The sequence below is a fragment of the Ligilactobacillus sp. MP3 genome (assembly GCF_024436335.1).
In the GTDB taxonomy this organism is placed as follows: Bacteria; Bacillota; Bacilli; order Lactobacillales; family Lactobacillaceae; genus Ligilactobacillus; species Ligilactobacillus salivarius.
Genome location: NZ_JANFQI010000002.1, coordinates 12,749 through 33,047 on the forward strand (window position 1 = coordinate 12,749; position 20,299 = coordinate 33,047).

A 20,299-nucleotide genomic window follows, 5' to 3' on the forward strand; every position below is an offset into this window, starting at 1 on the left:
ATGGCTATAAAAATTAAAGTTAATAGAAGAATTATTCCAATGATCTATGCATATACTACTCCTGAAATAGCAAGACATAATGGTTGGATTAAGATAGGATATACTGATAAGCAAACCGTTGAAGAAAGAGTTAAGCAACAAACACATACTGCAGATGTAAAAGCTAAGATTGAATGGAAAGGCAATGCACGTTATCAAGATGGAAGTGATGAATTATTTACTGATCATGAGTTTCATGAATACCTAGTTAATAAGAGACATATTGAACGTGAACCAAATACTGAATGGTTCAAAATTGATAAAGAACTGTCTAGACACTATTATCATCAATTTACAGAAAGAGATTATAGTGATTTACAAGGTAAAAGTAGTGGTTCTCAATATGAATTACGTGAAGAACAAGATAGAGCTGCTGAACAAGCTATGAATTATTTCATAAAAAATGGTAGAGGTAGTGAATTTTTATGGAATGCAAAGCCACGCTTTGGAAAAACATTGACTACCTATGATTTAGCAAGGCGAATGAAGTTAAGAAATATCTTGATTGTAACTAATCGTCCAAGTATCGCTAATTCATGGTATGACGATTTTATGAAGTTCATTAGCTGGCAAACTAATTATTATTTTGAAAGTGAAACAGACGCTTTAAAAGGTAGAGATGTTTATTCAAGAAAAGAATATGAAAAAGCAATTGAAAATAAAGATGATGACTTTGGACAAATTGCTTTTGAAAGTTTGCAAGGATTAAAGGGATCTATGTATTTTGGTGGAGGACATGATAAATTAAAATGGATTGCCGATACACCTTGGGATTTACTAGTAATTGATGAAGCTCATGAAGGTGTGGATACTTATAAAACGGATAAAGCTTTTGATAATATTAAGCGTAATTATACCTTACATTTATCTGGGACACCTTTTAAAGCATTAGCTAATGGAAAATTCTCTGAAAAACAAATATATAATTGGTCTTATGCTGATGAACAGACAGCTAAAGAACAATGGGAAAAACAAGGTAAAGATATAAGTAATCCATATGGAACAATGCCAAAGTTAAATATGTTTACTTATCAAATGTCTGAAATAATGGAAGAAAAAGCTAAGCAAGGTATACTTTTGGATGATGGCGATAGAGTAGATCCAGCGTTTGATTTGAATGAATTTTTTAAAACTGATAATAAAGGAAAATTTATTTATGATAGTCAAGTTGATAGATTTTTAGATGCTCTAACAACACAAGAAAAGTATCCATTTTCAACATCTGAATTAAGAAAGGAATTAGCACATACTTTCTGGTTGTTAAACCGAGTTGATAGTGCTAAAGCTTTAACTAAAAAACTAGCAGAACACGAAGTATTTAAAAATTATAAAGTTATCTTAGCTGCTGGTGATGGAAGTCTGGATGAAGATGAAAAAGAGAGTAAAAAAGCTTTTGATAGAGTACAAGAAGCCATTCAAAAATATCCTAGAACGATTACGATAAGTGTAGGTCAGTTAACTACTGGTGTAACAGTTAAGCCTTGGAGTGCTGTGATGATGCTATCGAGTATGAAGAGCCCAGCAGAATATATGCAAGCAGCTTTCCGTGCTCAAAATCCATATGTTTATGGTGATGATGAAGGTCATACATTACAAAAAGAAAATGCATATGTTTTTGATTTTGACCCTACAAGAACTTTGATGATTTTCGATGAATTTGCTAATAATTTATCTCCAAATACTGCTAACGGTAAAGGGACTGCTAAGGAACATGAAGAAAATATTAAACGATTGCTAAATTTTTTCCCGGTAATTGGAGAAGATGAAAACGGTAAGATGGTGGAATTAGATCCAAAACAAGTTTTATCTATTCCAAGACGTTTAAAATCTCAGGAAGTTGTAAAACGAGGATTTATGAGTAATTTCTTATTTGCAAATATTTCTAATATCTTTAATGCACCAAGTGAAATTAGGGATATTTTAGGTAAATTAGTTCCTGCTAAGGAAGAAAAGGGTAAGAAAAAAGATAATACGATAGATAATGCGGAAAATGTTCTAGTTAATAGCAATGGTGAGATTGATATTCCAGAAGAAAAAGTAATTGGTGAAGCAAAGGATTTATTTGGAGGAAAAATTTTTAAGGAAATTGACGAAAGAATTGGTTATGCTGAGAAAGATATCAACGAAGAAAATATTCGAGAACAAGTTAAAGACTTAAAACAAAGAATTAATAATGTAACTGATAGTTTAGTAGATAAAGTTAAAGAGAAGCACAGTTTGACCAATAAACAAGCTAAGAAATATAGCGATAATTTAAAAAAAGAACATGATCAAAAGTTAAATCAGGTGATAGACGATTATGATCGTAAGAAGAAAATTTTAGAAAATAAAATTGCAAAAAAACAAAATCAAGCTAAAACTAAGGACGACTTGGCTAAATTAGATAAAGAATTAGAGATTGAACAAAATAATATTATTAATGAGCTCGCAAAAGATTTAACTAAATTAACCACTGATGTTAAAGAAAATACTCCTAAGAAAATTATTGAAAGAGTTAATTATGACGAAGAAGTTAAAAAGAAAAATGAAGTTGAGCAAGATGTGCGTTCACATTTAAGAGGCTTTTCTAGAACAATTCCAAGCTTCATCATGGCTTATGGGGATAAAAATCTGAACTTACGTAATTTTGATGACTATACTGAAGATGATGTATTTGAAGAAGTAACAGGAATTACTGAAGAACAATTTAGATTCTTACGAGATGGTGGGGATTATACCGATCAAGAAAGTGGACAAAAAGTTCATTTTGAAGGACATTTATTTGATGAAGTAGTATTCAATGATTCCATTCAAGCATTTTTAAAGAAACGTGAAGAATTAAGTAATTATTTTGATGATGAAAGTACAGAGGATATTTTTGATTATATTCCAGCTCAAAAGACAAACCAAATTTATACTCCGAAAGCTGTTGTTAAGCATATGGTTGACGATTTAGAAAAGAATAACCCTGTAATATTTGATGATCCTAATAAAACATTTGCAGACTTATATATGAAATCAGGATTGTATATTACAGAAATAGTTAAACGTTTATTCAGAAGTCAGAAGATGAAGGAGCTTTATCCTGATGATAATGAAAGAATTAGACATATCATGGAATATCAGGTGTATGGATTTGCACCAACTAGAATTATTTATTTAATTGCTACTAATTATATTTTTGGATTTAGCGATGAGATAAAAAATAATGCTTTAGATAAACATTTTAAGCAAATTGATACAGCTCAATATGCTAAAGATGGAACTTTGGAAGAATTAATTCAAAATGAATTTGGACAAGGAGAGTAGTGAAAAGATGAAAGCTGATACGATAAGATTATTAGATTTATTAGCACAGTCTAAGGCTATTTTTGAAATACCTGTATACCAAAGAAATTATGAATGGCGAGAAGAGCAATGTCGTCAATTGTTTAAAGATATTTTACAGGCTGCTAAGGAACAAAAGCCACACTTCACTGGGGCAGTTGTATATGTAGAAGAGTCAGGACCTAATATGAGTCACATCTACAATATTATTGATGGACAACAACGTTTAACTAGTTGTTCTTTGTTATTAAAGGCAATTGCTGATACAAGTAATGACGAAGAATTAAAAGAAGAAATTGAAACTAATTATTTAAAAAATAAGTTTTTATCTGATAACAATCATATTCGATTAAAATCAGTGGAAAAAGACAGAGAAGCATATTATGCAATAATGTCAGATAGAATTGATGAATATGATAAGCCATCTAAGATGAAAACAAATTATAAGTTATTTATCAGGTTAATTGAAGAATCAGAATTAAGTAGTAGTGAATTGTTTACAGCAATTAATTTTTTAAATGTTGTATATATAGAAATTAATAGCAATAGGGATGAGGAAAATCCACAAGTTATTTTTGAAAGTTTAAATTCGACTGGTGTATCTTTATCTGCATCTGACCTAGTGCGTAATTTTATATTAATGAGTTTAGATAGTGAAGAACAGACTAAGTTATATAAAGAGTATTGGATAAAGATTGAAAGCTTGTTTATCAATAATAATATTTTTGCAGAGTTTATTAGGCATTATTTAATATCTAAGACAAAAAAAGCTGTTAAAAGAGAGAATACTTATTCTGTATATAAAAAATATTATTACGAACAAAACTTCAATGCTAAAGAAGCTGTTAAAGAGCTATACACTAATGTGCGCTACTATTCTCAATTATTAAATGCAAGTACTGAGAATAAAGAATTTAATAAAGCTGTCAGCCATATTAATACATTAGATAAAAAAGTTCTTTATCCATATTTATTAAAACTATTAGATATGCAAGTTAAACAAGAAATAAGCTGGAATGAAGTTGTGGATATAGCACATTTATTAGAAAGTTACATATATCGTAGAATGATTTGCAGTGTTCCAAGTAATGCTTTGAATGGTTTAGTAGTTTCATTAACTAATAAAGAGAATAAGAATGAATTAGAAGTAGTTGAACGAAGACTATTGAATAATAATTTTCCTACTGATAAAGAATTCAAAGAAAAATTACTGGAATATCCAATTTATAAAAAAAGAAAAGACTGTGCTAAATTAACTTTGGAAGTTTTGGAAGAATCAAAGACGAAAGAAACAATTGATTTTGAAAAAACACAGGTAGAACATATAATGCCAAAAAAATTATCAACAGATTGGCGAATAGAAGTAACAAATGCTGAAAGTACTAATCGTCAATATGGAGATACTATTGGTAATTTAACATTAACTGGATATAATCAAGAAATGAGTAATAAAGTTTATACAGAAAAAAGAAAATTTTATAGTAAATCAAATATAGTTTTATCAAGAGAAATTAGTGAAAAATATGAGGTTTGGGATAAAAATAGCATCGTAGAAAGAGCTAAGAATCTTGCAGACGAACTTTGCAGAATATTCGAACGTCCTACTTTAATTAAGAAGAATATTGCTGATACCTATAAAGGTGAACATAACATTTTAGATGAATTGGATGTAACGGGTCAAAAACCAGCTTATCTGATTATTCAAGAACATGATTATCAGGTATCGACTTGGGGAAGTATGATTGTAACATTTTTCAATTATATTTGGGAAAATGACAGTATGACATACAATAAGTTAAAGTCTGAAAAGACATTAGAATGGCTATTTTCAAATATACGAAATCCTAAAGTATTGAAAAATGGCGATGTAATAGAAACTAATTTCTCAGCTAATACTGTAGTTGCAGTATTGGCTAAAGTATCTGAAATGTGTGGTATTTCAGAAGAAGTAAGTTATATTCTTAAATAGAAAAGTTTATTTTTAGCGAATTAAATAGTTTACAGTAGTAAAAAATCACTGAAGATCATATCGATCCTCAGTGATTTTTTTCAGTTTTAAGACTTTTTCTAGTCTTATTCATAATGCCCCCGACAAGAGTCGAACTTGCACTTGGAAAACCAAACAACGACCTGAACGTTGCGCGTCTGCCAATTCCGCCACGGAGGCAAGAACAATAGTAATTTTACAATAAAGTATTACTATTTGCAATAATGCTAGTTCTTTTTAGGAAAGCTAATAGCAGTTCCGTATCCGTGTAATAACATATACTTTGGACCAACAGAAACACGGACTATTTGAGGGACAAAGCGAATATCAATTACGCCATCAGCATCAAGTTCAAGTGCTTTATTTTCCAATTTTTTTTGAACTTGAGCGTAAAGATTGTCAAATTGATCTACTTCATCTAATTCTTCTGCTTTAAGAGTTCTTTTCACAGTAGCATTAACTATACCCTTTAAAATATAAGATTGATTGAGACCACTTGTTGATAGAAACATCATATTCATCTCCTTAACAACTATAAATATCGTATATTTATAATACCACAAAAGTAGTTTATTTTTCTTTTTAAAATTATATTTTGATTAGAATTTTGATATTCAAAATATATTTAAAAGGTAAAAATTATATAGTATCATCTGTATAAATAATAAATTAGTTATAGTTATATAAATTATATAAAGAACAATATTTTTAAGAATGACTATTTTAATGGCATATAGTGGATATTTTGAGAAATCAAAATATCCATTTATTTTATTTTGTAAAAATATATTTTTTTATTTGATGAATTTTTTTCATAGTCATTTTTGCGTGATTTGACAAAATAAAATCAATAAATTATGATTTGTTCATCGAATATTTTGATGTTCGAAATAATTTTAAGTGAGGTGCTTTGTGTGGCAATTATGGATGCACAGGAAATAATGGATATGATTCCTAATCGTTATCCGATCTGTTACATTGACTATGTTGATGAGCTAGTACCTGGTGAGAGAATTATCGCAACAAAAAATGTAACAATTAATGAATCTTTTTTCAGAGGACATTTTCCAGGAAATCCTGTAATGCCGGGAGTTTTACTAATTGAAACTTTGGCTCAAGCTGCGTCAATACTTATTTTGAAATCTCCAGAATTTGTAGGGAAAACAGCTTATTTAGGTTCTATAAGTAAAGCTAAATTTAGAAAAGTTGTCAGACCGGGCGATGTTTTAAAATTAAATGTCGAAATGAAAAAGAAACACGAGAATATGGGGATAGTAGATACTCAAGTTATCGTGAATGGAAAGAAAGCTTGTACAGCTGAATTAATGTTTATCGTTGCGGATAGAGATAAGAAGTTGTAGTTGCAAAGTAGTCTTATTTCGGTTATTATTTTGATAATCAAATTATTTGGAATACGAAAGATAAGGCGGTATAGGGATGGATGAAAGATATCAAGTAATAAATGATGCTTTAGAAAAAATTTATGCTGATATTGTATGGATTGAAGAAAGTGAGTTACGTAAGAGTGTTTTTAGTGATATCACGATTAAAGAGATGCATGCAATAAATGCAATTTCAATGTATGATCATCAAACAGCTTCACAAGTTGCTAAAAAGCTTCATTTAACCCCTGGAACGTTGACTGCAACAATAGATAGACTATGTCGAAAAGGTTATGCTGAACGCATTAGAGGGAATGATGATAGGAGAATTATTAGAATAGGTTTGACTAAAAAAGGTAGACTAGTTTATCGAGCACATGATGCTTTTCATAGGATGATGGTTAAAAGTTTTTTGAAGGATTTAAATCCAGATGAAATAAAAACTATTGAAAAAGCCATTCATAATTTAGAAGATTTTCTAAAAGAGCACTCTTAACTAAGGAGAACTAGGTTTGGAAAATATAGAAATATCTTATACAGCACGTTATGTTCCACCTGAAGTTATAGATAATCAAAGATTAACAGAATTTATGGATACATCTGATGAATGGATAAGCCAACGAACTGGAATAAAGAAGAGGCATATAAGCTTAAATGAGAGTACAGCTGATTTAGCAGAGAAAGTAGCAGAAAAGTTATTAACAAAAAGTGGATGGAATCCTAATTCTTTAGATTTAATAATAGTTGCTACAATGTCTCCTAATTCTTTTACACCAGCAACAGCGGCTATTGTTCAAGGAAGAATAAGTGCTGATAATGCAGTTTGTTTTGATATTTCAGCTGCATGTTCAGGATATATATATGGTTTAAGTATTGTTGAAGCAATGCTAAGGAATATGAATTTAAAAAGGGCTATGCTAATTGGAAGTGAAAATCTTTCCAAGTTGATAGATTGGAATGACAGATCAACGGCTGTACTTTTCGGGGACGGTGCAGCAGGTGCTTTGATTGAGTTAAAAGAAGATACAGATTCTAAATTTATCAGCAGTGATTTGAAAACTATTGGAAATGAAGCTGAGTTTTTAACAGCAGGAATAACTGAACCGTTAGAAAAATTTCCAGATTTGGATAGCATAAGGAAATATACGACTTTCAAAATGGATGGCAGAAGAGTATATACTTTTGCGACTAGGGAAGTTCCCCAATCTATTCTAAGGGCAGTGCAAAAAGCTAACTTTAGTTTGGAAGATATAGATTATTTTATTTTGCATCAAGCAAATTCAAGAATTATTCGACAAGTAGCTAAGAAATTAAAGCAAGATGAAGAAAAATTTCCAATTAACATAGATAGTTTTGGAAACACTTCGGCAGCTAGTGAACCTCTTTTATTAGATGAGTTAATAGAAAATGGAACTGTAAAAAGAGGGATGACGCTAGCATTAAGTGGCTTTGGTGGTGGCTTAACAGTCGGTACTCATATTATTAAATATTAATTTAAGGAGAGAATTTAAAATGACAGAAGCAGAAGTATTAAAGAAAGTACAAGATATCGTAGTAGAACAATTGGATGTAGATGTAGATGATGTAACTTTAACAGCAGATATCAAAGATGATTTAGACGCAGATAGTTTAGATGTTTTTGAAATTATGAATGAACTAGAAGATGATTTAGACATTAAGTTAGAAGCTGATGAAAACATCAAAACAATTCAAGATGTAGTTACTTACGTGAAAAAAGAATTGGATAACAAATAGAAGGTAATTAATTATGAAATTAGCCATCTTATTTAGTGGTCAAGGATCCCAATTTACAGATATGGGATTAGATTTTTACCAGGAAAGTCCAATTTTTAAGGACTGTGTAGATGAAGCTAGTGAGATTGCAGATTTTAAGATTACTTCAGTATTTGCTAACGATGGAGATAAACTTTCTGAAACAAAATATATTCAACCTGCAATAGTTGCTATGAGTATAGGTATCTGGAAAATGTTACAGAATACTCTAGGTGATAAGTTAGCTGTTGAAGGCATGGTTGGTTTATCTCTAGGAGAATATAGTGCTTTAATTGCAAGTCAGAAATTATCTTTTAGCGATGGAATGTCAGTACTTAAAGATCGTGCTATTTACATGCAAGATGATGCTAATAAAGTTGATAGTAAAATGGCAGCAATTATTGACCCTCAAATAGAAGTAATTGAAAAATTATGTACCGATTATCTAAATGTATATGTGGCTAATTATAATACACCTAAACAACTAGTAATAGGTGGAGATGGCGAAGAACTAGTAGATGTTGTAGATAAGATAAACAGTCTAAATGCAGCAAAGAAAATAGTAGAGTTAAAGGTAAGTGGAGCTTTTCATACTCCACTTTTTACTAATGCAAGTCAAAAGATGAAAAAGAGATTATCAAATGTGGCATTTACTGAAGGAAGTAACTTAGTTGTAAGTAATACTACAATGCGTCCTTTTGAAAAAGATTCTTTAGCAGAAATATTAGCTAAACAAATCGTTAAACCAACACATTTTGGTGAATGTGTTCAATATTTAATTGATAATAAAAATATAGATACGGTACTTGAAATAGGTCCTGGGAAAACATTAAGCAAATTTACTAAGCAAATTGATAAAAGTATTAAAAGATATCACATTAGTAAATTAAGTGATTTTAAAAAATTCATAGATAGTGTGAAAGAAAGTGAATAAATGGAATTAAAAGAAAAAGTAGTTCTAGTCACTGGAAGTTCAAGAGGAATTGGTGCAGAAATAGCATTAGCTTTTGCTAGAAAAGGAAGTACTGTAGTTTTAAATGGACGCCATCAAATACCTAATGATATGATTAGTAAGATGGAAGAAATTGGTTGTAACTATGATGTTATTCTTGGTGATATCAGTATAGAAAGTGATGTTAAAAGAATTGTTAAAGAAACCATCGAAAAATTTGGTAGAATAGATATACTAATTAACAATGCCGGAATAACTAATGATAAATTACTAATTGGAATGAAACCTGCAGATTTTAAATCTGTAATTGATGTTAACCTAATTGGAACTTTCCAAATGACACAAGCTGTTGTAAAGAAAATGTATAAGCAACGATCAGGAGTAATTATAAACCTTGCTAGTGTGATTGGACAGCATGGAAATATTGGTCAAGCTAACTATGCAGCAAGTAAAGCCGGAGTTATCGGATTAACTAAAAATGTGGCAAAAGAAGGAGCTATGCGAAATATTAGAGTTAATGCGATTGCTCCAGGAATGATAGTTAGTGATATGACAGATGTTTTAAGCGATAAAGTTAAAGAAAACATTCTCACTACTATCCCTTTAAATCGTTTTGGAAAAGCAGAAGAAGTTGCACAAACTGCAGTCTTTTTAGCTGAAAATGATTATATAACGGGACAGGTAATTACTGTTGATGGTGGAATGACAATTTAATGGAGGGTTCTAATGACTAACAGAGTTGTTATTACAGGAATGGGAATAGTAGGTCCTGTCGGAAATGACAGAGAAACTTTCTTAAAGAACATATTTGATAGCAAAGTAGGAATAGAAAAGATTACTAAGTTTGACGCTACACAGACTGGAATTTCAGTTGCTGGAGAAGTGAAAGACTTTGATCCTAAAAATTCTATTGGTAAAAAAGCTGCTAAAAGAATGGATTTATTTTCTCAATATGCAGTTCATAGTGCGATTGAAGCTGTTGAACAAGCAGGAATAAATGAAGAGAATACAGATTCATATGACATGGGAGTAATTTACGGATCAGGTATTGGAGGACTTACTACTATTCAAGAGCAAGTTATAAAGATGCATGAAAAAGGTCCTAAAAGAGTTTCTCCAATGTTTGTACCTACTTCCATAGTTAATATGGCTGCTGGAAATATTGCGATGCATTTTGGAGCTAAAAATATTTGTACAGCAGTTGTAACAGCATGTTCATCTGCAACTAATGCAATTGGGGAAGCTTATCGACAAATTAAAGAAGGTAGAGCACAGGTGATGTTAACTGGGGGCTCTGAAGCATCGGTTAACGAAATAGGAATTGCTGGATTTGCGGCTCTAACTGCTCTTTCACCTGAGAAAGATCCTTTAAAGGCTTCACTACCATTTGATAGAAATCGTTCTGGATTTGTAATGGGTGAAGGTGGAGCTACCTTAGTTTTAGAAAACTTAGAACATGCACAAAAACGAAATGCTACGATATTGGGAGAAGTTGTAGGTTATGGTAGTACGTGTGATGCTTTTCATATAACATCTCCAGATCCTACTGGTGAAGGTGCAGCTAGGGCTATGAAACAAGCCATTGATGAAGCTGGTATAACTCCCGATAAAGTAGGTTATGTTAATGCTCACGGAACTGCTACACATGCAAATGATAGTGGTGAATCATTAGCAATTAATAAAGTATTTGGAGAAAATAGCTCAGTAATGGTAAGTAGTACTAAAAGTATGACAGGTCATTTGTTAGGAGCTGCTGGCGCAATTGAGGCAGCTATTACGGTAAGAGCTCTTCAGATGCAACAATTACCTGAAAATGTAGGTTTGAATGAATTAGATGAAGAATGTAATATTAATATAGTTACAAAAGATAAGACTACCACTTCTAATTTAGAATATGCTATCAGTAATTCGTTAGGATTTGGTGGTCATAATGCGGTATTAGCGTTAAGAAAATGGAGTGAATAAGATTGGATTTTAATGATGTGAAGAAGTTAATGGAAGACTTCAATAACTCTCCTACACGAGAACTTGAAATCACAACGGATGGTTTTCATATTCATTTGAGTAAAAATGAAGCACCATTTATTAGCCAAGATAATAAAAATTATGCTGATTCTCCAGCTATTGAAGCTAGCGATGAAAGTATTGTAAGCAGTAAAAACGATGATCTCGATGATGCTAGTTTGATAAAATCTCCAATGGTTGGAACGGTATATCTTCAACCTGAACCAGAAAAATCAGCTTATGTCTCTGTTGGATCACATGTTCATAAGGGCGATGTTGTATGTATTATTGAAGCCATGAAGATGATGACAGAAATTAAGAGTGAGTATACAGGTGAAGTTGTAGAAATTTTGGTTGATAATGAAGATTTAGTTGAATTTGATCAACCTTTATTTAAAATTAAGGAAGGTTAGTTAAGTGCTAGATATAACTGAAATAAAGAAAATAATTCCGCATCGCTATCCCATGTTGTTAATTGACAGAGTAGAAGAATTGATTCCAGGGAAAAAAGCAGTAGCTAAAAGAAATGTTACTATCAATGAAGAATTATTTAATGGACATTTCCCTGGTAATCCAGTGATGCCAGGAGTATTAATTGTAGAAGCATTAGCACAAACAGGTGCTGTTGCTCTATTATCTTTACCAGAATTTAAAGGAAAAACAGCATATTTTGGTGGAATAAAATCTGCTAAATTCAGAAAAGTTGTTAGACCTGGTGATTCATTACGTTTAGAAGTAACTTTAGAGAAGATTCGAAATAATGTTGGTTTAGGAAAAGCTGTTGCAACTGTAGATGGAAAAAAAGCATGTACAGCTGAACTAACATTCATGATTGGATAGGTAAGTAGTAAGGTAGGTAAAAATATGTTTTCGAAAGTATTAGTGGCTAATCGTGGAGAAATTGCAGTTCGTATTATTCGATCACTTAAAGAATTGGGCATAAAATCGGTTGCTATTTATTCAACTGTTGACCGAGAAAGTTTACATGTACAATTAGCAGATGAAGCTGTATGTGTAGGAACTGCCCGTCCACAAGATTCATATTTAAACATGAAAAATATTTTAGCAGCTGCTATTGGAACTGGTGCGGAAGCAATCCATCCCGGTTTTGGTTTCTTATCTGAAAATAGTCAATTTGTTGAGATGTGTGAAGCTGTAGGTATAACTTTTATCGGCCCTAATTCTGAAATAATTGATTTGATGGGAAATAAAGCTAATGCAAGAGAACAAATGCAAAAAAGTGGAGTTCCCGTGATTCCAGGAAGTGAAGGTTTCATTGAAACTGTTGAAGAAGCCAAGGAAGTTGCAAATAAGGTTGGATATCCGGTTTTATTAAAAGCAGCAGCCGGTGGTGGTGGCAAAGGTATTAGAAAGGTTAATGACGATAATGAATTAACATCATTATTTGAAGAGGCTAAGCGCGAGGCTCAAGTATCTTTCGGTGATAAAAGAATGTATCTAGAAAAAATAATGACAAATGTAAAGCACATTGAAGTTCAGATTTTTCGTGATAAGCAAGGAAATGTAGTTTATTTTCCTGAACGTGATTGTTCAGTACAAAGAAATAAACAGAAGATGATAGAAGAAAGTCCATGCCTTTTAATTACTGAGGAGCAAAGAAAAGAGCTAGGAAATATAGCAATAAAAGCTGCCAATGCCATTAACTATGTTAATACTGGAACAATTGAATTTTTAATGGATAGTCAACATAATTTTTATTTTATGGAAATGAATACGCGTATTCAAGTAGAACATACTGTGACAGAAATGGTTACAGGAATTGACTTGGTAAAAGCTCAAGTAAAAGTAGCTTCTGGGGAAAGGTTACCTTTTAATCAAAATGATATTCAAATTAACGGAAGTGCTATTGAATGCCGTATCAATGCAGAAGATCCATCTAAGAATTTTATGCCACAGGTTGGCAAGGTGCGCTATTTGTATTTCCCAGTAGGAAATTTGGGAATGAGAATAGATTCTGATTTGTATGCAGGTTGGGAAATCACTCCATTTTATGACTCAATGATTGCTAAAGTAATTTCTTTAGGTCAAGACAGACATGAGGCAATTGAAAAAGTAAAACGCTTATTGAGTGAGATGCTAATTACAGGAGTAAAAACCAATCAATCTTTCTACTTAGATATTTTAAAAGATAAGAATTTCTTAGATGGTAAAGTTACTACTGAATATTTAGAACAGAATTTTTTACCTAAATGGAAGGAAGAACATAAAGATGCAGCTATTTGATGAATTAAAAACAATTAGTAAAAAGCATATTAAGGCTAACAAAAAAGCTGGAGAAAAAGTTCCTTCGGGATTATGGATTTCTTGCCCTAAATGTCAACAATCTATATATCATAAAGATTTAGGTAAGTATAAAACATGTCCAAATTGTTACTATGGGTTTAGAATTCATGCTCGTGAGAGATTAGAATGGTTAGTAGATACTTTTCAAGAATTTGATACAGATTTAGAAACTAAAGATCCATTAAATTTCCCTGGATATAAAGAAAAATTAATTAAAGCTCAACAAGACAGTAAACTTAACGATTCAGTTTTAACTGGAATAGCAATGATTGATGATGTTGAATTTGCTTTAGGCATAATGGATCCATACTTCATTATGGGCTCAATGGGAACTGTGACTGGCGAGAAGATAACTCGTTTGTTTGAGAGAGCTACTCAGAAGAATTTACCAGTAATATTATTTACAGCTTCTGGTGGTGCTAGAATGCAAGAAGGAATTAGTTCCTTAATGCAGATGAGCAAGATCTCTCAAGCAGTCAAGGAACATTCAAATGCAGGTTTATTGTACATAACTGTCATTACAGACCCTACTACAGGTGGAGTGACAGCAAGTTTTGCAATGCAAGGAGATATAATTCTTTCTGAACCAAGAGCATTACTGGGATTTGCAGGTAAACGTGTAATAGAACAAACTATTCACCAAAAGGTACCAGATGACTTACAAGATGCAGAAACTGTTTTAAAGAATGGATTTATTGATAATATTATTAAACGTGAAGATCAAAAAGAAAAATTAGCATGGTTGGTAAAAATTCATTCAATGAAAGGAGCTTTTTAGATGCCTAAAATTTTAAAGAAGAAAAAAACGGCTTCTGAAATCGTAGCTGCTGCTCGTGGGTTAAAAAAAGTAACTGCTAATGAATTGATAGATGGAATTTTTGATGATTTTTTTGAACTTCATGGTGATCGCAAGTATTCAGATGATGAAGCAATTATAGGTGGGATTGCATTATTTAATGGAATCCCTGTAACAGTTATTGCAACGGATAAAGGTGGTACTCCTGAAGAGAGAATAGCGAAACATTTTGGATGTCCAGAACCGTCAGGATATAGAAAGTCCTTACGTTTAATGAAACAAGCTGAGAAATTCAATCGACCAATCGTAACTTTTGTAAATACTTCAGGTGCTTATCCTGGACGATCAGCTGAGGAAAATGGACAGGGTGAAGCTATTGCTAGGAATTTACTAGAAATGAGTGATCTAAAGGTACCAATTATTTCATTTATTTATGGTGAAGGAGGCAGTGGAGGAGCTTTAGCTTTGGCATGTGGAGATCAAGTTTGGATGTTAGAAGATAGTATGTATTCTATTTTATCACCCGAAGGATTTGCTTCTATTTTATGGAAAGATAGTAAAAGGGCAGATGAAGCTGCAGAAGTAATGCAGTTAACTCCTGAGGCTTTATTAAAACAAGAAATTATTGAAGGAATAATTCCAGAATCTAATTCACATCGAAAAGTTTGTAAAGAAATAAAAAAAGTTCTAACTCGAGAATTAAAAAACCTAACTTCACTTACCGAGTTTGAACTTGTGAAAAGAAGAAAAGAGAGATATAGAAAGTTTTAGAAGGGAATGAAATTAATGTCAGACTTGTTAAAAGGAAAGAAAATCCTTGTTATGGGAGTAGCTAATAAGCGTTCAATTGCATGGGGATGTTCCCAGATGATGATGGAAAATGGGGCTGAATTAATATTCACATATCAAAATGACAGAATAAAAAAAAGTTTGAGTCGTTTAGTTTCTGAAGAAGAAAAACTAGTAGAATGTGATGTTTCAGATGATGCAAGTATTGAAAATGCCTTTAAATTAGTGAATGAACGCTTTGGAAAAGTAGATGGAATTTTGCATGCAATTGCTTTTGCTAACAAGGAAGAATTGGGTGGAGAAATTATGCAAGCTAGTCGCGAAGGATATGCATTAGCTCAAGATATTTCAGCATATTCCTTAATTGCGGTTGCAAAGTACGGTCGTGAAATTTTAAATGATCCATCTAGTATTGTAACATTAACTTATTTTGGTTCAGAAAGAGCTATCCCTAACTATAATGTCATGGGAGTAGCTAAAGCATCTCTAGAAGCTAGTGTCCGTTATTTAGCTCGTGACATGGCTAAGTATGGTACTAGAGTTAATGCTATTTCTGCAGGAGCAATAAAGACATTGGCTGTTACTGGAATTAAAGGTCATTCAGAGTTATTAAAAATGTCTGAAGAAAGGACAGTTGATGGGGAATCAGTAACAATTAGAGAAGTAGGCGGAACATGTGCATTCTTGATGAGTGACTTGTCAACAGGTGTCGTAGGCGATGTTATTTACGTGGATAAAGGAGTCCATTTAATATAGTTAAAAAGTTGGAAGAGAGAGTCTCTTTCAACTTTTTTATAAATATGGAACTTATAATTAAAACCATTTTAGTTTATTTAATTAGTAAATATAGTATATAATGTAATTATGTATTATTGATAAAGATTATCGAAAGTGGTGTAGTTATGACTGAAAAGGGAAAAGAGCAGAATGCATTATTTATAATTTTTGGTGCTACTGGTGATTTAGCACAAAGAAAATTATACCCTTCTTTATTTAATTTATATAAAAAAGGTTTTCTTTGTAAAAGATTTGCTGTAATTGGCACTGCACGTAGACCGTGGACTGATGAACATTTTCAACAAGTAGTAAGGAATTCTATTTCCGGAATGGAAGATACTGCTGCCCAAGCGACAGAATTTTCTCGCCATTTTTATTATCAATCTCATAATGTAAATGATGTAGAACATTACGTTACATTGAAGAAATTGGCAGAGAAACTGGATGAGAAATATAAAATTAATGGTAATAGATTATTCTATTTAGCAATGTCTCCACGATTCTTTGGAACAATATGTAAGTATCTAAAATCTGAAGAAATTGTGACAGATGAAGGTTATAATAGGGTAATTATTGAAAAGCCATTTGGTCATGACTTACAAAGTGCAGTTGAATTAAATGATGAGATTGCAAAATACTTCTCTGAAGAATCTGTATATCGTATTGATCATTATCTCGGTAAAGAAATGAATCAAAATATTTTAGCTGTTAGATTTGGTAATAATATTTTCCGTGCTCTATGGAATAATAGATACATTGATAATATTCAAATCACTTTGAGTGAATCTCTAGGTGTTGAAGATAGAGCAGGGTATTATGAAACAGCAGGTGCATTGAGAGATATGGTTCAAAATCATATTTTACAAATTGTCTCATTATTAACAATGAATGCACCAGTAACTTTTACTGATGTTGATATTCGCCGTGAAAAAATTAGTGCATTAAAAGCTTTACAATTGTATACTCCAGAAGAAGTTAAAAAATATTTTGTTCGTGGACAATATGCTCATACAGAAGATTTAAATGGTTATCGTGAAGAAGATCAAGTAGATCCAAATTCGACTACTGAAACTTTTGTTGCTGGAAAACTTCATGTTAATAGTATGAATTTTGCTGGGGTTCCAATTTATATTAGAACAGGTAAGAGATTAGCTGCAAAATCTACTCGTGTTGACGTAGTATTTAAGAATATGCCTAATAACATTTTTAATGCTAATAAGAAATTGTTACCTAATGTTTTGTCATTTGATATTGATGCAAATCCAGGTATGAGTTTAACTCTTAATACTAAGAAAGTTAGTCAATCAGGATATAAATTGGAAAATAGAGCATTGAGCTACCGTCATGATATCTCAACACAAGCAATTACACCAGAGGCTTATGAGAAACTAATTTTAGATGCGGTAAAAGGCGATGCTACTAATTTTGTTCATTGGGAAGAGGTTTACTATTCTTGGAGATTTATTGATTCCGTTAGAACAGCATGGGACAATGAAGATGTAACCCCTGATGAATTGACAAATTATAATTGTAATACTATGGGACCAAAAATTTCTGATGAACTACTAGCTAAGGATGGAAATTACTGGTTCTTTGATCCAACTAAATAGTAATTTAGCTAAACAAAAAAATCACAGCTTTGAATCTTTCAGAACTGTGATTTTTATTTGTATTAATAATTATTTATTCAAACGATCTTGAAGTTCTTTTGTTAATTCTTCGTAACCTGGACGACCAAGTAAAGCAAACATGTTCTTCTTGTATGCTTCTACACCAGGTTGGTTGAATGGATTAATACCATTTAAGTATCCAGAAATAGCAACTGCAATTTCGAAGAAGTAGATCATGTAACCTAATGTGTATTCTGTTTGATCTGGAATGTTAACAATCATGTTAGGAACATTACCGTCTGTATGAGCAAGGACAACACCTTGGAAAGCTTTTGAATTTACATAGTTCATGGACTTGCCTTCTAAGTAACCTAAGCCGTCAAGATTTTCTTCTTCTTTAGGAATATCTGTATCATTTGTTGGATTTCCTACAGTGATAACTGTTTCCATTAAATTACGCATACCTTCTTGGATGTATTGACCAAGTGAGTGCAAGTCTGTTGAGAAGTTTGCTGAAGAAGGATAGATACCCTTACCATCTTTACCTTCAGATTCACCCATCAATTGTTTCCACCATTCAGCAAAGTATTGTAATGTTGGTTCGTAATTTTCAAGAATTTCAGTTGTATAACCTTTACGATATAAAATATTACGTAAAGCAGCATATTGGTATGCTTCATTCTTTGTTAAATCAGCATCAGAATATTCTTCACGAGCATCAGCAGCACCTTGCATCAATTTATCAATATCAGCACCGGAAACTGCGATAGGTAATAAACCAACTGGTGTAAGTACTGAGAAACGACCACCAACATCATCAGGAATTACAAATGTTTCGTAACCTTCTGCGTCAGCTTCAGTCTTTAGAGCACCACGAGCACGATCAGTTGTAGCATAGATACGTTCACGAGCACCTTCAACACCGTACTTAGCAATTAATTTTTCCTTAAATACTCGGAATGCGATTGATGGTTCTGTAGTTGTACCAGACTTAGAAATTACGTTAACAGAGAAATCACGATCTCCGATTAATTCGATTAAGTCATGTACATAAGAACCAGAAATAGAGTTACCAGCGAAGAAAATTTGTGGAGCATTTCTCTTTTCAGCTGGTAATAGGTTGAAGAATTGGTGATGTAAGAAATCGATTGCTGCACGAGCACCTAAGTAAGAACCACCAATACCAATAACAACTAAAACTTCAGAATCAGATTGAATTTTTTTAGCTGCTTTTTTAATTCTGTCAAATTCGTCCTTGTCGTAATCAACTGGTAAATTTAAGAAACCGCGGAAGTCATTACCTGCACCAGTACCTTCGCGCAATTCTTTATCAACAGCAGTTACTAAAGCTTGCATTTCGCCAAGTTCATTGTCATTAACAAACTTAGTTAAGTTAGAGCTATCAAATGAAATATGAGCCATTATATATTCTCTCCTTATTAATAATAATTGTACGCTTACATTATACCGTAAAATAGTAAATTTGAACACATAAAATGAAGATAAATTATTAATTTTCCTTACAATTGCTTAAATATCAGTATAAGATAATAAGCATTTCTTAATTTATCTTTATCTTAATTGACGTATAAATTAAATAAGGGGTAGACGGAAGTTTTACACTTAAATTAATATATTTTTACTCTATTATTATGAATTCTTGAAAAACACTATTTGTCAGAGAAATAATATAGTGCAGAGAAAATTATCACAATCTTACGTCAAATGAATATCGTTTATCTTGAACTATACTCCAGCTTTCGACAGAACAAAGTTAGTTGATAAATTCATGGATATTTTCGGATTCCAAGTAGCTAGGAAGATATTATCTCGAGAATATAAAAAATTCTATAGTGGCGAATTCAGAGAAAAGTACGAAAATTGAGTAAAGTAAGAAATATCTCTAAAAGCTTATATTATAATTAAATAACTGCGAAACTCAGGATTGATAGCCATATATTTTTGCTATTTATTGTGATAAATGTAATACTTTATAAATTTTTCCAACAGATTTTTTAATAGGCATATCTTTATAGAAATAGTATTCTACATATTTCCATTTGTCTGGATTGTATATCAGCACCTTTCCTGTACAATCGTCAATATCTAATGAAAAGTTTATAGGTTCCATTTGTTGTACTGGCGTAACTTCATGTTCAATTTCAAGAGCAAATTTTGACCGATTAAAGTCTTTCTCCAAATGACACGTCATTGGAATACCTATATTTATTTTTTGCCAGCCGAACGAATTTAGAATATTATCATAGTAACCTTCAAAAATGAACTTGTTCATACCGCTATTCTCTTTCCATACATAGAGTGGAGAATACTCATTACAACTTTTTGTGGAATCAACTTTTTCGGCTATAAGGTATGCTTTAAATAGTAAATCCTGAAAACCATCCGTTTTATATCCATTAACAGCTACTCGTTGCCTAATCACGTCCATGTCATAGTCATCTGGTAGTAGAATCTTATATTGCATAGCAATCATTATTTTTTCCTTCTTTCTTCAACAGCTAACCTGCATATTTTTTTACAATTTAATTATACGTATCAGCTCGTTGTGTGTATAATAGT

Annotated in this window: 17 protein-coding genes, 1 tRNA gene and 1 pseudogene; 15 read left to right on the forward strand and 4 right to left on the reverse strand. The window is 31.9% G+C overall.

The window, feature by feature from the left end:
* Nucleotides 1-3,327 carry a DEAD/DEAH box helicase family protein gene (locus NOU10_RS01650; protein WP_255905854.1) on the forward strand — a complete coding sequence of 1,109 codons (3,327 nt, stop codon included), beginning with the start codon at nt 1-3 and terminating at the stop codon, nt 3,325-3,327.
* Complete coding sequence (locus tag NOU10_RS01655) at nt 3,305-5,314, forward strand: DUF262 domain-containing protein (RefSeq protein ID WP_233187471.1); 2,010 nt, start codon at nt 3,305-3,307, stop codon at nt 5,312-5,314. Before NOU10_RS01650 ends, NOU10_RS01655 begins: the two co-directional genes overlap by 23 nt.
* A gap of 114 nt (nt 5,315-5,428) precedes the next feature.
* Here the strand turns inward: NOU10_RS01655 and NOU10_RS01660 are convergent.
* Nucleotides 5,429-5,512 (reverse strand) — tRNA-Leu (locus NOU10_RS01660).
* Between the two features lie 47 nt (nt 5,513-5,559).
* Nucleotides 5,560-5,844: a hypothetical protein gene (locus tag NOU10_RS01665; protein ID WP_003709782.1), complete on the reverse strand. Its 285-nt coding sequence runs from the start codon at nt 5,842-5,844 to the stop codon at nt 5,560-5,562.
* A 402-nt stretch (nt 5,845-6,246) separates the two neighbouring features.
* Here NOU10_RS01665 and fabZ (NOU10_RS01670) point away from each other — a divergent pair, with 402 nt between their 5' ends.
* The 13 genes and pseudogenes from fabZ (NOU10_RS01670) to zwf all read left to right on the forward strand — a co-directional run bounded on the left by fabZ (NOU10_RS01670) (nt 6,247) and on the right by zwf (nt 17,719).
* Complete coding sequence (gene fabZ, locus NOU10_RS01670) at nt 6,247-6,693, forward strand: 3-hydroxyacyl-ACP dehydratase FabZ (protein WP_003705839.1); 447 nt, start codon at nt 6,247-6,249, stop codon at nt 6,691-6,693.
* A gap of 76 nt (nt 6,694-6,769) precedes the next feature.
* Nucleotides 6,770-7,210 (forward strand): MarR family winged helix-turn-helix transcriptional regulator, encoded by a 441-nt coding sequence (locus tag NOU10_RS01675; protein ID WP_003699732.1) that lies wholly within the window; start codon nt 6,770-6,772, stop codon nt 7,208-7,210.
* A 16-nt stretch (nt 7,211-7,226) separates the two neighbouring features.
* Nucleotides 7,227-8,207, forward strand: a complete 981-nt coding sequence (locus NOU10_RS01680; RefSeq protein ID WP_160944603.1) for a beta-ketoacyl-ACP synthase III — start codon at nt 7,227-7,229, stop codon at nt 8,205-8,207.
* Nucleotides 8,208-8,226: 19 nt separating this feature from the next.
* Nucleotides 8,227-8,469: an acyl carrier protein gene (locus tag NOU10_RS01685; protein WP_003699734.1), complete on the forward strand. Its 243-nt coding sequence runs from the start codon at nt 8,227-8,229 to the stop codon at nt 8,467-8,469.
* A gap of 13 nt (nt 8,470-8,482) precedes the next feature.
* Nucleotides 8,483-9,421 (forward strand): ACP S-malonyltransferase, encoded by a 939-nt coding sequence (locus NOU10_RS01690; RefSeq protein WP_161022059.1) that lies wholly within the window; start codon nt 8,483-8,485, stop codon nt 9,419-9,421.
* Complete coding sequence (gene fabG, locus NOU10_RS01695; RefSeq protein WP_255905855.1) at nt 9,422-10,153, forward strand: 3-oxoacyl-[acyl-carrier-protein] reductase; 732 nt, start codon at nt 9,422-9,424, stop codon at nt 10,151-10,153.
* 12 nt (nt 10,154-10,165) lie between these two features.
* The gene (fabF, locus tag NOU10_RS01700) at nt 10,166-11,404 is read left to right on the forward strand and encodes a beta-ketoacyl-ACP synthase II (protein ID WP_003699737.1); all 1,239 of its coding nucleotides are present in this window, start codon (nt 10,166-10,168) and stop codon (nt 11,402-11,404) included.
* Nucleotides 11,405-11,406: 2 nt separating this feature from the next.
* Nucleotides 11,407-11,856 carry an acetyl-CoA carboxylase biotin carboxyl carrier protein gene (accB, locus tag NOU10_RS01705; protein ID WP_101898315.1) on the forward strand — a complete coding sequence of 150 codons (450 nt, stop codon included), beginning with the start codon at nt 11,407-11,409 and terminating at the stop codon, nt 11,854-11,856.
* Between the two features lie 4 nt (nt 11,857-11,860).
* Nucleotides 11,861-12,283, forward strand: a complete 423-nt coding sequence (fabZ, locus tag NOU10_RS01710; RefSeq protein ID WP_086201262.1) for a 3-hydroxyacyl-ACP dehydratase FabZ — start codon at nt 11,861-11,863, stop codon at nt 12,281-12,283.
* Between the two features lie 24 nt (nt 12,284-12,307).
* Complete coding sequence (accC, locus tag NOU10_RS01715; RefSeq protein WP_003699741.1) at nt 12,308-13,687, forward strand: acetyl-CoA carboxylase biotin carboxylase subunit; 1,380 nt, start codon at nt 12,308-12,310, stop codon at nt 13,685-13,687.
* Nucleotides 13,674-15,314: pseudogene (gene accD, locus NOU10_RS01720) on the forward strand (acetyl-CoA carboxylase, carboxyltransferase subunit beta). The gene accC and the pseudogene accD overlap by 14 nt, the downstream one beginning before the upstream one ends.
* A 15-nt stretch (nt 15,315-15,329) precedes the next feature.
* Nucleotides 15,330-16,088 carry an enoyl-ACP reductase FabI gene (gene fabI, locus NOU10_RS01725; RefSeq protein ID WP_003709800.1) on the forward strand — a complete coding sequence of 253 codons (759 nt, stop codon included), beginning with the start codon at nt 15,330-15,332 and terminating at the stop codon, nt 16,086-16,088.
* A gap of 146 nt (nt 16,089-16,234) precedes the next feature.
* Entirely contained in the window at nt 16,235-17,719 is a 1,485-nt protein-coding gene (gene zwf, locus NOU10_RS01730; RefSeq protein WP_003705857.1) for a glucose-6-phosphate dehydrogenase, read from the forward strand.
* Between the two features lie 69 nt (nt 17,720-17,788).
* On the opposite strand, the gene NOU10_RS01735 is transcribed toward zwf, so the two are convergent.
* Both NOU10_RS01735 and NOU10_RS01740 read right to left on the reverse strand, forming a co-directional pair.
* Entirely contained in the window at nt 17,789-19,141 is a 1,353-nt protein-coding gene (locus tag NOU10_RS01735; protein WP_003699746.1) for a glucose-6-phosphate isomerase, read from the reverse strand.
* Nucleotides 19,142-19,688: 547 nt separating this feature from the next.
* A complete protein-coding gene (locus tag NOU10_RS01740; RefSeq protein WP_081533787.1) occupies nt 19,689-20,213 on the reverse strand; it encodes a DUF4865 family protein in 525 nt (174 codons plus the stop codon).
* Nucleotides 20,214-20,299: the final 86 nt, after the last annotated feature.

Coding starts and splice junctions, on each gene's coding strand:
- fabI (WP_003709800.1), top strand. CDS start 15,330: ATGTCAGACTTGTTAAAAGGAAAGAAAATCCTTGTTATGGGAGTAGCT.
- NOU10_RS01740 (WP_081533787.1), bottom strand. CDS start 20,213: ATGATTGCTATGCAATATAAGATTCTACTACCAGATGACTATGACATG.
- NOU10_RS01650 (WP_255905854.1), top strand. CDS start 1: ATGGCTATAAAAATTAAAGTTAATAGAAGAATTATTCCAATGATCTAT.
- accC (WP_003699741.1), top strand. CDS start 12,308: ATGTTTTCGAAAGTATTAGTGGCTAATCGTGGAGAAATTGCAGTTCGT.
- NOU10_RS01685 (WP_003699734.1), top strand. CDS start 8,227: ATGACAGAAGCAGAAGTATTAAAGAAAGTACAAGATATCGTAGTAGAA.
- zwf (WP_003705857.1), top strand. CDS start 16,235: ATGACTGAAAAGGGAAAAGAGCAGAATGCATTATTTATAATTTTTGGT.
- NOU10_RS01690 (WP_161022059.1), top strand. CDS start 8,483: ATGAAATTAGCCATCTTATTTAGTGGTCAAGGATCCCAATTTACAGAT.
- fabG (WP_255905855.1), top strand. CDS start 9,422: ATGGAATTAAAAGAAAAAGTAGTTCTAGTCACTGGAAGTTCAAGAGGA.
- NOU10_RS01735 (WP_003699746.1), bottom strand. CDS start 19,141: ATGGCTCATATTTCATTTGATAGCTCTAACTTAACTAAGTTTGTTAAT.
- NOU10_RS01665 (WP_003709782.1), bottom strand. CDS start 5,844: ATGTTTCTATCAACAAGTGGTCTCAATCAATCTTATATTTTAAAGGGT.
- NOU10_RS01655 (WP_233187471.1), top strand. CDS start 3,305: ATGAATTTGGACAAGGAGAGTAGTGAAAAGATGAAAGCTGATACGATA.
- fabF (WP_003699737.1), top strand. CDS start 10,166: ATGACTAACAGAGTTGTTATTACAGGAATGGGAATAGTAGGTCCTGTC.
- NOU10_RS01675 (WP_003699732.1), top strand. CDS start 6,770: ATGGATGAAAGATATCAAGTAATAAATGATGCTTTAGAAAAAATTTAT.